At 70.4% G+C, this 14250-nt stretch carries 6 protein-coding genes; 5 read left to right on the top strand and 1 reads right to left on the bottom strand.

Translation table 11 applies throughout. From position 1 onward, the window contains the following. The 3 genes from ACWC97_RS33690 to ACWC97_RS33680 form a co-directional block, all read left to right on the top strand. The coding region (locus ACWC97_RS33690) for an SDR family NAD(P)-dependent oxidoreductase (RefSeq protein ID WP_450653610.1) at nt 1–3559 on the top strand (3559 nt) is incomplete at its 5' end. Between the two features lie 66 nt (nt 3560–3625). Beyond that, on the top strand, nt 3626–6892 hold the full coding sequence (locus tag ACWC97_RS33685) for a type I polyketide synthase (RefSeq protein ID WP_450653612.1): 3267 nt from the start codon (nt 3626–3628) through the stop codon (nt 6890–6892). Next, complete coding sequence (locus tag ACWC97_RS33680) at nt 6889–8406, top strand: FAD-dependent monooxygenase (RefSeq protein ID WP_352281213.1); 1518 nt, start codon at nt 6889–6891, stop codon at nt 8404–8406. The genes ACWC97_RS33685 and ACWC97_RS33680 overlap by 4 nt, the downstream gene beginning before the upstream one ends. Nucleotides 8407–8505: 99 nt before the next feature. On the opposite strand, the gene ACWC97_RS33675 is transcribed toward ACWC97_RS33680, so the two are convergent. After that, nucleotides 8506–11337, bottom strand: coding sequence for a helix-turn-helix transcriptional regulator (locus ACWC97_RS33675; protein WP_450653608.1), 2832 nt, complete (start codon nt 11335–11337; stop codon nt 8506–8508). A gap of 530 nt (nt 11338–11867) precedes the next feature. On the opposite strand from ACWC97_RS33675, the gene ACWC97_RS33670 reads away from it, so the two are divergent. Together ACWC97_RS33670 and ACWC97_RS33665 are read left to right on the top strand one after the other, a co-directional pair. After that, nucleotides 11868–12644 (top strand): AfsR/SARP family transcriptional regulator, encoded by a 777-nt coding sequence (locus ACWC97_RS33670; RefSeq protein ID WP_385218270.1) that lies wholly within the window; start codon nt 11868–11870, stop codon nt 12642–12644. 206 nt (nt 12645–12850) lie between these two features. After that, a partial coding sequence (locus ACWC97_RS33665) for a type I polyketide synthase (protein ID WP_450653606.1) occupies nt 12851–14250 on the top strand: 1400 nt, incomplete at its 3' end.

Raw genomic sequence — 14250 nt, 5'->3', positions numbered from 1 at the left:
GTCGGGGGTGAGTGTGGCCGCGGTGAACGGGCCGGGGTCGACGGTGGTGTCGGGTGACGCGGTGGCGGTGGCCGGGTTGGTGGCGGAGTTCGAGGAGGAGGGGGTGCGGGCGCGTCGGATCCCGGTGGACTATGCGTCGCATTCCGTTCATGTGGAGGGAGTTGAGGCGGAGCTGGCACGGGTGTTGGGGTCGGTGGAGCCGCGGGCTCCGCGGGTGCCGTTCCTGTCGTCGGTGACGGGGGAGTGGATCGGTTCGGCCGATCTCGACGGGGGATACTGGTATCGCAACCTGCGGCAGACGGTCGAGTTCGAGACGGCCGTGCGGACGCTGGTCGCGGAAGGATTCGGCACCTTCGTCGAGTCCAGCGCCCACCCCGTACTTACCGTGGGCGTCCAGGAGACCATCGAGGCAGCGGATTCTGCCGCGGTGGTGACCGGATCGCTGCGGCGTGACGAGGGCGGCATCGAACGATTCCTCGCCTCGGCGGCCGAACTGGCCGTCCACGGCGTGGCAGTGGACTGGACGGCGTACTTCGCCTCGCTCACACCCCGCCCCGCACGCCCCGTCGAACTGCCCACCTATCCGTTCCAGCACCAGAGTTTCTGGCTGACGGCCGACGGAGCCCCGGGCGACGCGGGCGACCTGGGCCTCGCCCCGGCCCACCACCCGCTGCTGGGCGCCGCGCTCACCCCGGCGGGCCGCGACGGCCTGACCCTCACGGGGCGGCTGTCCTTGCGCACACACCCCTGGCTGGCGGACCACGCGGTGCTGGACACCGTGCTCCTGCCGGGCACCGCGTTCATCGAGCTGGCGCTGCACGCCGGAGACCGGGTCGGTTGCCCGGACGTGGAGGAACTCACCCTGCACGCACCCCTGCTGATCCCCGAGACGAAGGCGATCAGGCTCCAGCTGGAGGTGGAGGGCCCCGATGACGCGGGACGGCGCGCGTTCTCCGTGCACTCCTCCCCTCAGGACGACACCGGGTCCGGTGAATGGACCCGCCATGCCTCCGGATTCCTGGTGGCCGACGCGGCGGCCGGCCGGGCCGCCGAGGCACCATCCGGTCTGGAGGTCTGGCCACCGGCGGGCGCCGAGGCGCTTTCCGTGCAGGACTGGTACGAGCGTCTGGAGGCCGACGGCTACGGGTACGGTCCGGTTTTCCAGGGGCTACGGGCCGCCTGGCGGCTCGGCGAGGAGACCTACGCCGAGGTGACACTGCCCGAGGAAGCCGTCGGTGAGGCGGGGGCCTTCGGCATCCACCCCGCTCTGCTCGACTCGGCGCTCCATGTGCTGGGAGTGGCCCGGTCCACGAAGGACGACGCACCGGCCGACGACGGCGTACGGCTGCCGTTCGCGTGGAGCGGAGTCTCCCTGCGGGCCACCGGCGCCTCCGTGCTGCGGGTCCGGCTGACCCCCGTCGGCGAGGACGCCGTCGCGCTGCGGATCGCCGATGCCGAGGGCGCCCCGGTCGCCACCGTCGCCTCACTGGTCTCCCGCGCCATCCCGGCCGCGCAACTGGCAGCGGAACGCGACGCCCGCGGCCGCAACGACGACGCGCTGTTCCAGGTGGACTGGGTCCCGGCGCCCCACGCGGCCGCCGCCTCCACCGCGCCGGCGGAGACGGGCACCTGGGCCGTACTCGGCACTCCGGACAGCCCGCTGGACCTGGCCGCGGCACTGCCGCCGGGCCTGCCGGTCCTTCCGTACGACTCCCTGGCGGCGCTCGGCGATGCCGTCGAGTCCGGCGCGCCGGTACCCGATCTGGTGCTCACGCCCTGGGCGCATGCCGAGGGAGGCGGACCCGGGGCACCCGACGCCGAGGTCCCCGAACAGGTCCGCGCGGTACTCGGCGAGATGCTGGGGACGGTGCAGGACTGGCTCACGGACGCGCGGTTCGAGCAGTCACGCCTGGTTATCGTGACACGCGGCGCGGTCGCCGCCGGGACCGGGGAACCGGTCGGCGACCTGGCACTCGCGCCCGTGTGGGGCCTGCTGCGCTCGGCCCAGTCCGAACACCCCGGCCGCCTCGTCGTGGTCGACGTGGACGGGTCCGCGGCGTCACTGACCGCGCTGCCGACGGCCGTCGCCGGGGACGACGGACAGGTCGCGATACGCGACGGTGCGGTGCTCGTGCCCCGCCTGGCACGGGTGGCCCCACCGACGACGCCGGCCGCGGGTGGCCTCGCCGACCGGGAGGGGACGGTGCTGGTCACGGGCGCGCTGGGGACACTGGGCGGCCTGGTGGCACGGCATCTGGTGGTGAAGCACGGTGTGCGGCGTCTGCTTCTGACGAGCCGTCGTGGTCCGGCGGCGCCGGGGGCCGAGGAGCTGCGGGCCGAGCTGGCCGGACTGGGCGCGGAGGTGGCATTCGCGGCCTGTGATGTCGCGGACCGGAACGCGGTGGAGGGCCTGCTGGCGTCCGTACCGGTGGAGCATCCGCTGATAGCGGTGGTGCATACGGCGGGCGTACTGGACGACGGGGTGTTCGCGGGTCTGACGCCTGATCGCCTGGACGGAGTGCTGCGTCCGAAGGTCCATGGTGCCTGGCATCTCCATGAGCTGACGAAGGGCCTGGACCTGGCCGCCTTTGTCCTCTTCTCCTCGGCGGCCGGTACCCTCGGCAGCCCCGGACAGGCCAACTACGCCGCCGCCAACACCTTCCTCGACGCCCTGGCCCAGCACCGGCGTGACCGGCAACTCCCGGCCACGGCCATCGCCTGGGGCCAGTGGGGACAGGCCAGCGGAATGACCGGCCATCTGCGCACCGAGGATCTGGCCCGCATCTCACGCTCCGGTTTCACCTCCATGACCTCCGAACGAGGTCTGGAACTCTTCGACGCGGCGCTCGCCGCCGACCGTCCGGTCACCCTCGCCGCCGAACTCGACAGGGTTGCGCTCCGCTCCCACCCCGTGCCCCCGGCGCTGTTCCGCGGTCTGATCCGTACCACGGTCCGGCGCACTGCGAGCGGGGCATCAGGTGCCCGGACACTGGCCCAGCGACTGGCCGCCACCCCCGAAGCGGAGCGGCAGCCGATGGTGGTGGAGTGGGTGCGCGGAGAGGTCGCCACCATCCTGGGGCACTCCTCGGCCGCGATGGTCGACGCCGACCTGGCCTTCAAGGAACTCGGCTTCGACTCCCTCATGTCCGTCGAACTCCGCAACCGACTCAACGCGCTCAGCGGATTGCGCCTGCCCGCCACGCTCGTCTTCGACTATCCGACCCCGACCGCGCTGGCCGCGCACCTCCTCGCCGGGATCGCCCCGGCACCGACCACCCCCGCCGATTCCGTACTGGCAGAGCTCGACGCACTGGAAGCCTCGCTGGCGTCGCTGCCCGCCCTCACCGACGCCCCGGCCGGCGTCGTGTCCGGTGCCGACGGGCCGGACGTACGCGCCCAGGTCGTCCAGCGTCTGCAGGCGCTGACCGCGGCTCTCACCGTGGGCCACGGCGGCTCCCACGCCGAAGCGGACGGTGTGGCCGACCAGATCGAATCGGCATCGGCCGCCGAGATCCTGGACTTCATCGACAACGAACTCGGCCGCAGCAACTCGCGCTGACCTGGTCTGACACGGGCTTGAGGAGATGAACCCCGAATGCCGAACGAAGAGAAGCTCGTCGACTACCTGAAATGGGTCACGGCCGATCTGCACCAGACCCGACGCCGGCTCCAAGAGGTCGAGTCCGAGCGCCGGGAGCCCATCGCCATCGTCGGGATGAGCTGCCGCTATCCCGGTGGAGTGACCTCACCGGACGAACTCTGGCAGCTGGTCGCCGACGGCACCGACGCGGTGTCCGGCTTCCCCGAAGGGCGCGGCTGGAACATGGCCGAGCTCTACGACCCCGACCCCGACAGCATCGGCAAGATGTACGCCCGCGAGGGCGCGTTCCTGCACGACGCCGACCACTTCGATCCCGGGTTCTTCGGCATCAGCCCCCGTGAGGCGCTTGCCATGGACCCGCAGCAGCGACTGCTGCTGGAGGCGTCCTGGGAAGCGGTCGAACGGGCCGGCATCGACCCGACCACGCTCAGGGGCAGCCGGACCGGCGTCTTCGCCGGTGTGATGTACGGCGACTACGCCACCCGGCTGCGGAAGGCGCCCGAGGACCTGGAGGGGTTCCTCGGCAACGGCAGCGCCGGAAGCGTCGCCTCCGGCCGTGTCTCGTACACCCTCGGCTTCGAAGGGCCGGCCGTCACGGTCGACACCGCGTGCTCGTCCTCGCTGGTCGCGCTGCATCTCGCCGTCCAGGCGCTGCGCAACGGTGAGTGCGAACTCGCCCTCGCCGGCGGGGTGACGGTGCTGGCGACACCGGGCACCTTCATCGAGTTCAGCCGCCAGCGCGGCCTGGCCCCCGACGGCCGCTGCAAGTCCTTCGCCGCGGCTGCGGACGGCACCGGCTGGGGCGAGGGCATCGGCCTTCTCCTCGTCGAACGCCTCTCGGACGCGCGCCGCAACGGGCACCCCGTCCTCGCCGTGGTCCGTGGCAGCGCCGTCAACCAGGACGGCGCGAGCAACGGGCTGACTGCCCCCAACGGCCCGTCCCAGGAGCGCATGATCCGCCAGGCCCTGGCCGGTGCCGGGTTGTCGGCGGTGGATGTGGATGTGGTGGAGGCGCATGGGACGGGTACGCGGTTGGGTGATCCGATCGAGGCGCAGGCGTTGCTGGCGACGTACGGGCAGGGCCGTGCGCCGGGGAGGCCGCTGTGGCTGGGTTCGGTGAAGTCGAACATCGGGCACACCCAGGCCGCTGCCGGGGTGGCGGGGATCATCAAGATGGTGCTGGCGATGCGGCACGGGGTGCTGCCGAAGACGCTGCATGTGGATGAGCCGTCGCCGCACGTGGACTGGTCGACGGGGGCCGTCGAGCTGCTGACGGAGGCGCGGGAATGGCCCGAGGCGGATCGGCCGCGTCGCGCGGCCGTGTCGTCGTTCGGCATCAGCGGGACCAACGCCCACGTCATTCTCGAACAGGCGCCGATCGAGGAGTCGGCACCGGAGGACGAGAGGGCCGGCGCGGTCGCTCCGATCGGTGTGCTGCCGTGGGTGCTGTCCGCCAGGAGCGGTCCGGCACTGGCCGGCCAGGCCGAACGGCTCCGTGAACACGTAACCGATGACGCCGAACTCAGCCCGTCCGACATCGCCCTGTCCCTCGCGGCCACACGTACGGCCTTCGCTCATCGAGCTGTCGTCCTGGCCGGGGACCGTGAGGAGCTGCTGGCTGGTCTGAAGTCGTTGGAGGGTGGTGAGTCGTCGGCTTCGGTGGTTCGGGGAGTGGTGGGGAGGCGTGGCAAGTCTGCGTTCTTGTTCGCTGGTCAGGGGAGTCAGCGGGTGGGGATGGGGCGTGGGTTGTATGCGTCGTTCCCGGTGTTCGCGGAGGCGTTCGACGCGGTGGGTGAGGCGTTCGAAGGACTGCTGGAACTCCCGTTGGCCGAGGCCCTGGGGGAGGGGGTCGTGGACGAGACCGCCTTCACGCAGCCGGGGTTGTTCGCGTTGGAGGTGGCGCTGTTCCGGTTGTGGGAGTCGTGGGGTGTGGTGCCCGATTTTGTGGCGGGGCATTCGGTGGGTGAGCTCGCGGCGGCGCATGTGGCGGGTGTGTTGTCGTTGGGGGATGCGGCGCGGTTGGTGGCGGCGCGGGGGCGGTTGATGCAGGCGTTGCCGGCGGGTGGTGCGATGGTCGCGGTCCGGGCGGGCGAGTCGGTGGTGGCCCCGTTGTTGGAGGGGCGTGCGGGGGTTGCGCTGGCCGCGGTGAACGGCCCGTCCTCCACGGTCGTGTCGGGTGACGAGGCCACGGTCCTGGAGGTCGCGGGCCTGCTGGAGGAGGCGGGTCACCGGACACGCCGCCTGACAGTAAGCCATGCGTTCCATTCGCCGTTGATGGACGGGATGCTGGACGATTTCCGTGCGGTCGCGGGCGGGCTGGAGTTCTCGCCGCCCCGTATTCCTGTGGTGTCGACGTTGACGGGTGGGGTGGCTTCGTTCGCGGAGCTGTCCTCGGTGGACTACTGGGCGGCCCATGCCCGTAACGCGGTCCTCTTCCATCACGCGGTACGCACCCTTGAGGGTGAGGGGGTGGGGACGTTCGTCGAGCTGGGCCCGGACGCCACGCTCACCGCCCTCGCCCAGGAAGGTGCCGAGAGCCGGGACGCGGTGTTCGTGCCGTCCCTGCGCAAGGACCGTCCCGAACCCCACGGCGCCGTTGCCGCCCTGGCGGCAGCGTTCGTCCACGGGCTGCCCGTCCGGTGGAACACCCTGCTGGAGCGCGACGGCGCACGCCGCGTCGCGTTGCCCACGTATGCCTTCCAGCGGCAGCGGCTCTGGCTCGAAGCTCCCGTGGAGTCCTCGTCGGATCCGGCGCTTCCGCATGAGGCACGCTTCTGGGAGGCCGTCGTCGGCGGGGACGTCGACGAGCTGCTCACCATGCTGGAGAGCGGAACGGAGCAGCGGGAGCCACTGGCCGCGCTGCTGCCCGTGCTGGCGTCCTGGCACCGAAGGGCAGCAGCGGCGGCAGCGGCCGACAGTGCCGTGGCCACAGAGTCTGAGGCGGACACCTCGGAGGCCCCGGACGCAGCGGCGTCCGGCGCCGAAGAGCTGAGGCGCCGGCTGGAAGCCGCCACGGAAGAGGAAGCGGAACTGATCCTGCTCGACCTCGTACGCGTCCACGCGGGGGCCGTCCTCGGGCACGGGGCGACGGAGACGATCGAGGCCGAGGACCTCTTCCTCGACATCGGTTTCACTTCCTTCACCGCCTTGGAAGTACGCAATCTGCTGTGTGAGGCAACGGGCCTGGATCTGCCGCCCGTCGTGCTCTTCGACCACCCCACACCCCGTGCGCTGGTGGCCTTCATCCATTCCGAGCTGAACACCCATACAGATCACAGGAGTTCGTCATGAGTGGCACCGTAGTTGTCGCGGGGGCCGGCCCGGCCGGTCTGATGCTGGCCGGGGAGCTGGGGCTCGCGGGGGTCGAGACCATCGTCGTCGAGCGGGCCGCCGAGCCCGATGGCCAGTCGCGGGCCCTGGGGCTGCACGCGCGGGCGCTGGAAGCGCTGGACCTGCGCGGTCCCGGTGACACGATCCGTGCGGGTGACCCGATGCCGTGGCCGCGCACCCACTTCGCCTTCCACTGGCTGGATGTGGCGAAGCTGGACGAGCGCGAGTACATCGTCGTGGTGCCGCAGGCCCGGACCGAGCAGGTCCTCGCGGAGCACGCCGTCGCACACGGGGTCGACATCCGTCGCGGCCAGGAGGTCGTCGGCGTCGAGCAGGACGAATCCGGCGTGACGGTGACCGTGCGATCGGCTGCGGGCGAGGAGACCATCCGCGCCGACTTCCTGGTGGGCTGCGACGGCGGCAACAGTGCGGTGGCCCGGCTCGCGGGGTTCGACTTCCAGGGGGACGGCAAGACGTACTACGGCCTGTGGGGCGACGTGGAGGTGCCCGAAGGAGAGCAGTTCGACGCGGGGCTGCACCCCACCGGTCTGTTCGGGGCCATACCGATCGGTCCCGGACTGGTGCGGATCATGACGACCGAGTTCGACCGGCCGAGTGTGCCCGACGAGGAGCCCGCGACTCCGGAGGAGCTTCGGGCGTCGATCCGCAGGATCACCGGCAAGGAGGTCAAGCTGGGCGAGGTGCGAGGCCGTCTGCACCGCTTCGACAATGCCACGAAGCAGGCCGAGCAGTACAGGAAGGGCCGGGTACTGCTGGCGGGAGACGCTGCCCACGCGCACTTCCCCTCCGGTGCGCAGGGACTCAACACCGGCATCCAGGACGCGCTCAACCTCGGCTGGAAGCTGGCCGCGCATCTCCGCGGAGATGCGCGGGACGGGCTGCTCGACACCTACCACGACGAGCGGCACCCGGTCGGCCGCCGGGCCTGCCTGAACGCCGAGGCCCAGGTCGCCCTGATGTATCCGCTGGACCGAGTGGCGCCGCTACGGGAACTCTTCGGCGGACTGGTCGGGTTCACCAGCGTCACCCGGCACCTCAACGACATGGTGACCGGCATCAACACCGTCTACCCCATGGAGTACGCGGGGCAGCGGACGACCGGGGACGAGGGCCCGTCCGTCCCGGTGTCGCCGCTGCTCGGTCGCCGGGTGCCCGATCTGACGCTGACGACGGCCGACGGGGAGCGGACGAGCGTGGCCCGTGCCCTGCGCGCGGGCCGGGGTGTGGTGCTCGATCTGTCCCAGGGGGCGGCACGGCCGGACGAGTGGCGCGGCTGGGCGGACCGGGTGGACGTGGTCAGTGCCGAGGCGGACGGCCAGGTTGCGGAGCCCGTGCTGCTGATCCGTCCGGACGGGTATGTCGCCTGGGCGGGCCCGGCCGACGCGGCCGGCGCTCCCGACGGCGGACTGCGCACGGCGCTGACCACGTGGTTCGGGGAGCCCTCCCCGGCATGACCTCGGTGGACGTGGTGCGTGCCGGGCCCGGTTCTGAACCGGGCCCGGCACGCATGTCTTCCGCTGCCCGCCGTCTTCGGGCCGCCCGCCGCGGGCCGCTCAGCTTGCCTGCGCCATCAGCCGTGCCAGCGCAGCTCGCGAACTGATGTTGAGCTTGCGGTATATACGCGTCAGATGCGCGTCGACCGTACGCGGGCTGACGCTCAGCTCCTGAGCTATCTCCCGGGTCTTCTTCCCCGTGCCGACGATGCCGGCCACTTCCCGCTCGCGCACGGTGAGCATCGACAGCACACCCGTGGACTCCTTCTTCTCGACCTCCTCGTCGAACGCCGACAGTTCCCTGCGCAGCCGACGGGCGTTCTCGAACAGCCGTGACGCCCCGGCGCGCAGCGCCAGCTCCTCGGCGTAATCGAGGACGGTGATGGCTTCCGGTGTCCGTCCGTCGGCCGCGATGCAGGAGGCCGCGTGCGTCATCGCCCAGGCCTGGGCCCAGTTGGCCCCCGTCGAGGAGAACAGGCAGGACGCCTCCTGGTAGAGCTCCGCGGCCACGGCAGGGGTCTCGTGCAGCACATGGGCCCGGGCCATCAGCGCGAACGCCCGGGGCATGGGCAGAGTGACGTCCTGGACCGCGGACGTGGCGAGCCAGGCCCACTCCGCGGACGACGGCGAGGAGTTGCCCGAGGCGGTGGCGGTGAGCATCTCGTAGAGCGCGGGGCGCATCACGGGCGGGATCTCCAGGAGGTCCGGTCCGCCGCCGACCGTGAGCAGCAGTGCCGTGGCGCGCGGATAGTCGCCCTGCACCCGTGCCGCGATGGCCAGCGAGATGGTCGTCAGCACGCTCAGCGGGCGGTTGCCCGCGTTGACGGTCTTCACCGCCTGCTCGGCGGTGTGCAGGGCCCGGTGTTCACCGCGGATCTCGGTGAGCATCAGCAGCCACGATTCCAGGGCCAGCGCAAGGATGGGGAGGTCCGCGCCGCCCTCTTCCAACGCCGCTTGCTTGGCCTTGGCCGCCATGGCGCGCGCCTCGGAGACACGGTTGCTCTGCACGTAGCAGAAGGCGATGCCGTTGAGGAATATGGGCCTGAGGAAGGCGCGGCCGCATCGCGGGAGGAGAGAGGCGCCGCGTTTGAAATGCCCGGCGGCCTCGGTGTGGAAGCCGAGGAACCCCTCCGCCCAGCCCAGCATGGCCAGGAACTCCGGGTGCTCGCACAGCACTTCGTCGGTGAGGCCGTCGACCACGAAGGCGCACTCCTCGGCGCTGATCCGGGCGTCCTCGGGGCCGCAGGTGAGGGCCTGGCCGAGCGCACGGAGCGCCAGTGCCCCCGCCTCGTTGATCCGGTCACCGTGCTCGCGCGCGGCGTGCAGGATCAGCTCGACCTGCTCCAGCTCGGGCGTCTGCTCGTTGAAGATCTTGGTGACCTCGCGCTGCACCAGCAGTGGCACCGCGGCGGCGGGCATGCCAGGGCCCGGGAAGGACTCCAACTCCTGGTTGAGCAGGGTCTGGGCCGCCGCGCGGTGTCCCAGGTAGCCCTGCAGCAGCGAACAGAACGCGATCACCCGGGACCGGGCGACGCCGGGTTCGGCGGGTGCGAGGCGGCGCAGGCCGAGGACCAGATCGCTGTTGTCGCTCAGCCTGCCGCCCGTGCCGAGGACCAGGGTGAGCAGGCCGAGCAGATCCTGCCGCTCGTTCTCGTCCCGCAGTTGGGAGACAGGCACCCGCAACGCCACCCGAAGCCAGCGCGCCGCCTGGTGGGGCGCGGTCTGGAGCTCCTCGCGGACGGCCAGGATCAGGGTGTGCAGGTCCTGCTCGGTCAGCTCGGACAGCGACTGCTCGATATGGACCGCCTGTTCGACGGCGGGAGCACCCTGGCGCGCGAGCATGGCCAGCGCACGGCGGTGCATTGCCGCACGGGAACACGGGTCGAAGGCGGTGTGGACCTGCCGCTGCAGCTCCGGCGAGCGGAAGGCGAATGCCGCGGTACGGGAGATGGGGCGCAGCAGATCGCGGCGGATGAGCTCGGTGACGGCGGGGCAGACCTCGCCCCGGTGGATTCCGGAGACCTCGGCGATGGCGTCGAGAGTGAAGCGGGAGCCGATCACCGCGGCGGCGCGGGCGACGACGAGGAAATGCGGGGCCAGGGCATCGATCTCGCCGGCCAGCACGGCGGCGAACTGCTCCGGCAGGGGCTGGTCCATGGCCGGCGGCACCTGCGATTCATGCCATCTTTCGGCGAAGGCGAGTTCCAGCCGCGAGGGATTGCCGCCCGAGGCCGCATGCAGGCTGCGCAAGGTGCTGCTGGACACCGGCCGACCGAGCAGTTCCGCTGACTGCGCGACGGTGAGCGGAGCCAGTTCGATGCGTTCGGCGTTCCCGAAGTCGATGGCGTGGGCCAGCGCGCTGCGCAACCGCGTCGACGCCTGACGGGTGCGCTGGGAGACGACCAGGAGAAGAGGGGCGTCGACGGGGATCCTCAGCAGGTTCTCAAGGGTTTCCTGAGAAGTGGTGTCGGCCCAGTGGAAGTCGTCGAGGATGAGCACGAGCCCCTGTCCGGCACGGTCGCGCAGCATCGTGCGCACCGCGTCGTACACCCGGAAACGGGTGGCCTCGGTCCGTGAATCCTTGCTCAGGCCGCAGAAACCCGGGATGGCGCCGAGAAGTTGGACGAACACCTGACAGGGAAGATTACGCTCGAATTCGGTGCATCTGGTGGACGCGACGATGAAGGAGCGGCGGGCGGCCTCGTCGGCGAGACAGGACAGCAGATGCGTCTTGCCCATGCCGGGCTCACCGACCACCTCGATGGTGCGCCCCCGGCCGCGACCCAGGTCGTCCAGAGCACTCCATAGGCGTTGCGCTTCCCCGGACCGGACGGCGGGCCGGCCGATCTCACCGGAATCCCTGTCACGGATCACCGTGCGTTCCCCCTTCATGCACAATGTCTGAAAAAGGACTTGCCTCTTCGTTCGGCATGGCCTGTGAATCGAAGGAGAGGTAGAGTGTAGAACTTTCGATAGTTGAGCTGGCGAATCGACTGGCACGGCATCGCAAGGCGGGGCGGTGGTTTCAGCCGTACCGCACCCTGACTCAACAACTCCCCCCGAATTGATGTTCTAGCTCATAGTACCGGGCGCTCGGTTTGGGGCTGTGAGGCGCATCTCACGTTAGGCGGTGGGTCGGCGCGGGAATGGTGGGGCGGCGCCGAGCCTGCCGCGGCCGGCGTTTCGAGCCCGGCGCCCATGAGGCGGGTGGCCGAAAACGGTCCCTGGGGTTCAGAAAATACTTACGTACATTCACCGATGCGGGCGGACCGGCCGCGTTGGCATCCTGACCTGTGCGAGCACACAGGACGCAGCCCAACGATGTGCTGCCCCACAGCCCGCGTCGGGAGACGCGACGTCGGGCTCGCACCGTCTGCGCCGGCTCCGGCCGCGCAGGCCCGATGGGCCAACGAGGGGAATCGATGAAGTACGAGCTTCTGGGCAGTCTGCGCGTCACCGACTGCACACGGACGTCATTCATCAGCGCGCGCAAGATAGAACTGTTACTGGCCAGCTTGCTGATCCGTGCCGATCAGATCGTCACGATCGATCAACTCAGCAATGAGATATGGGGCGATGCGCCGCCGCGCCGGGCCATGGCCGCACTACACGTCCATATATCTCAACTACGTAAATTCCTGCGCGAGGTAACCGGCGGATCAAACCCCGTCGTCACTCGCTCCCCGGGCTATGTGATGCTGCTCGAACCGGGCGATGAACTCGATGTCGTGGCATTCCAGCGGTTCGTCACCCTGGGCCGGGGTGCGATGCACCGAGGCCAGCACGAGATGGCGTCCGAGGCGTTCGGCACCGCCCTCGCGATGTTCCGGGGGCCGGTACTCGGCAATCTCCGTGGCGGTCCGATCGTCGACGATTTCGTCGCCTGGGCCGATGAGGACCGCCTTGAGTGCATCGAGATGAAGAACAACGTCGACCTGACACTCGGCAGGCACCGCGAGCTCATCGCCTCGCTCTACAGCCTGGTGGCCGAGTACCCCCTGCGCGAGGCCTTCCACCGCCAGCTGATGCTGGCGCTGTACAGGGCCGAGCGGCAGGGCGACGCACTCATGGTCTTCCACCACGCGCGCGACATCCTCGACCGCGAACTGGGTGTGGAACCCGCACGCGCCCTTCGCGACCTCTACCAGGCGATTCTCGTGGCCGACGACGAACTGGAGCTGCGCCCCGCCACGGCCTGACCGGGTGAACGAGGGGCGGGGGACCATGTCGGCTCCCCGCCCCGACGCGTGCCCGCGCGCGGTACCGACGCCACGCAACCGTCGCTTTAGAACGTGGCAAGGGGTCCGTTAGTCCCTCCGGAGAAGCTGGTCGACGTCCCATGGCCCGCGGAGATCCCCGCGGACGATACGGCGGATTCCTTCCCGGAAAGAGGACGTCACGCGCGATGGTGAGCGAATTCGATACCACGGTTCCTGGTACCAAGGCCTCCGACGGATTCGCGGTCGCCGTGATCGGCATCGCGTGCCGTCTGCCAGGGGCGCCCGACCCCGCGACCTTCTGGCGGAATCTCAGCCAGGGAACGGAATCCCTCACCGAACCCCCGACCGGCCGCTGGGACGTCGACGAATTCTACGACGCCGACCGGAACGCACCGGGAAAGACCAACGCCCGTCGCGGCGGATACCTCGACGGCATCGACCGTTTCGACCCGGCCTTCTTCGGGATCTCCCCCCGCGAAGCCGCCGCCATGGATCCCCAGCAGCGTCTCGTCCTCGAGCTGAGCTGGGAGGCCCTGGAAGACAGCCGGATCGTCCCCGCCACGCTGCGCGGCAGCCGCACCGGCGTCTTCGTAGGCGCGATCTGGGACGACTACGCCACCCTGCTGTACCGGCACGGCCCCCAGTCCATCGGTCGGCACACCGTCACCGGCCTGCACCGCAGCATCATCGCCAACCGGGTCTCCTACACCCTGGGATTCCACGGGCCGAGCCTGGCCATCGACACCGCGCAGTCCTCCTCGCTGGTGTCGGTCCACCTGGCGTACGAGAGTCTGCGCCGCGGCGAGTCCGCGCTCGCGCTCGCGGGCGGCGTCAACCTCAACATCGTCCCCGAAAGCACTGTCGGCGCGGCCAAGTTCGGCGGACTCTCCCCGGACGGCCGCTGCCACACCTTCGACGCACGGGCCAACGGCTACGCCCGCGGCGAAGGCGCCGGCCTCGTGGTCCTCAAGCCCCTGAGCCAAGCCATCGCCGACGGCGACCGCATCCACTGCGTCATCCGCGGCAGCGCCATGAACAACGACGGGACGACGGACGGTCTCACCGTCCCCGGTCGCGCGACGCAGGAAGCCGTGATCCGGCAGGCCCTCCAGCGGTCCGGCGTGACCGCCGAGGAGGTCCAGTACGTCGAACTGCACGGCACGGGAACCCCGTTGGGCGACCCGATCGAGGCCGCCGCCCTCGGCGCCGCCATTGGCTCGGCACACCCGGACGGCCACCCTCTCGTCGTCGGTTCGGCCAAGACCAATATCGGCCATCTGGAAGGCGCCGCCGGCATCGCCGGCCTCCTCAAGGCCATTCTCAGCATCAAGCATCGGGAACTGCCGCCCAGCCTCAACTTCGAGACCCCCAACCCCGCCATCCCGCTTGACGAACTGAACCTCCGGGTGCAGACCGGCCTCAGCGAGTGGCCGCGGCCTGATCGCCCGCTGATCGCCGGCGTCAGCTCCTTCGGCATGGGCGGGACGAATGCCCATGTGGTTTTGGAGGAGGCTCCTGTGGTGGCTGCTGTTGAGGTGGTTGCCGAGGCGGGTGTGGGGTCGGTTGGTGTGGTGCCGTGGGTGGT

This window comes from Streptomyces sp. NPDC001108 (assembly GCF_053598535.1).
This window is presented reverse-complemented; position numbering and strand designations above follow the sequence as displayed.

What these genes read in the sequence shown, in the direction of transcription:
- ACWC97_RS33680 (WP_352281213.1), top strand. Translation starts at nt 6,889, where the DNA reads ATGAGTGGCACCGTAGTTGTCGCGGGGGCCGGCCCGGCCGGTCTGATG.
- ACWC97_RS33670 (WP_385218270.1), top strand. Translation starts at nt 11,868, where the DNA reads ATGAAGTACGAGCTTCTGGGCAGTCTGCGCGTCACCGACTGCACACGG.
- ACWC97_RS33675 (WP_450653608.1), bottom strand. Translation starts at nt 11,337, where the DNA reads ATGAAGGGGGAACGCACGGTGATCCGTGACAGGGATTCCGGTGAGATC.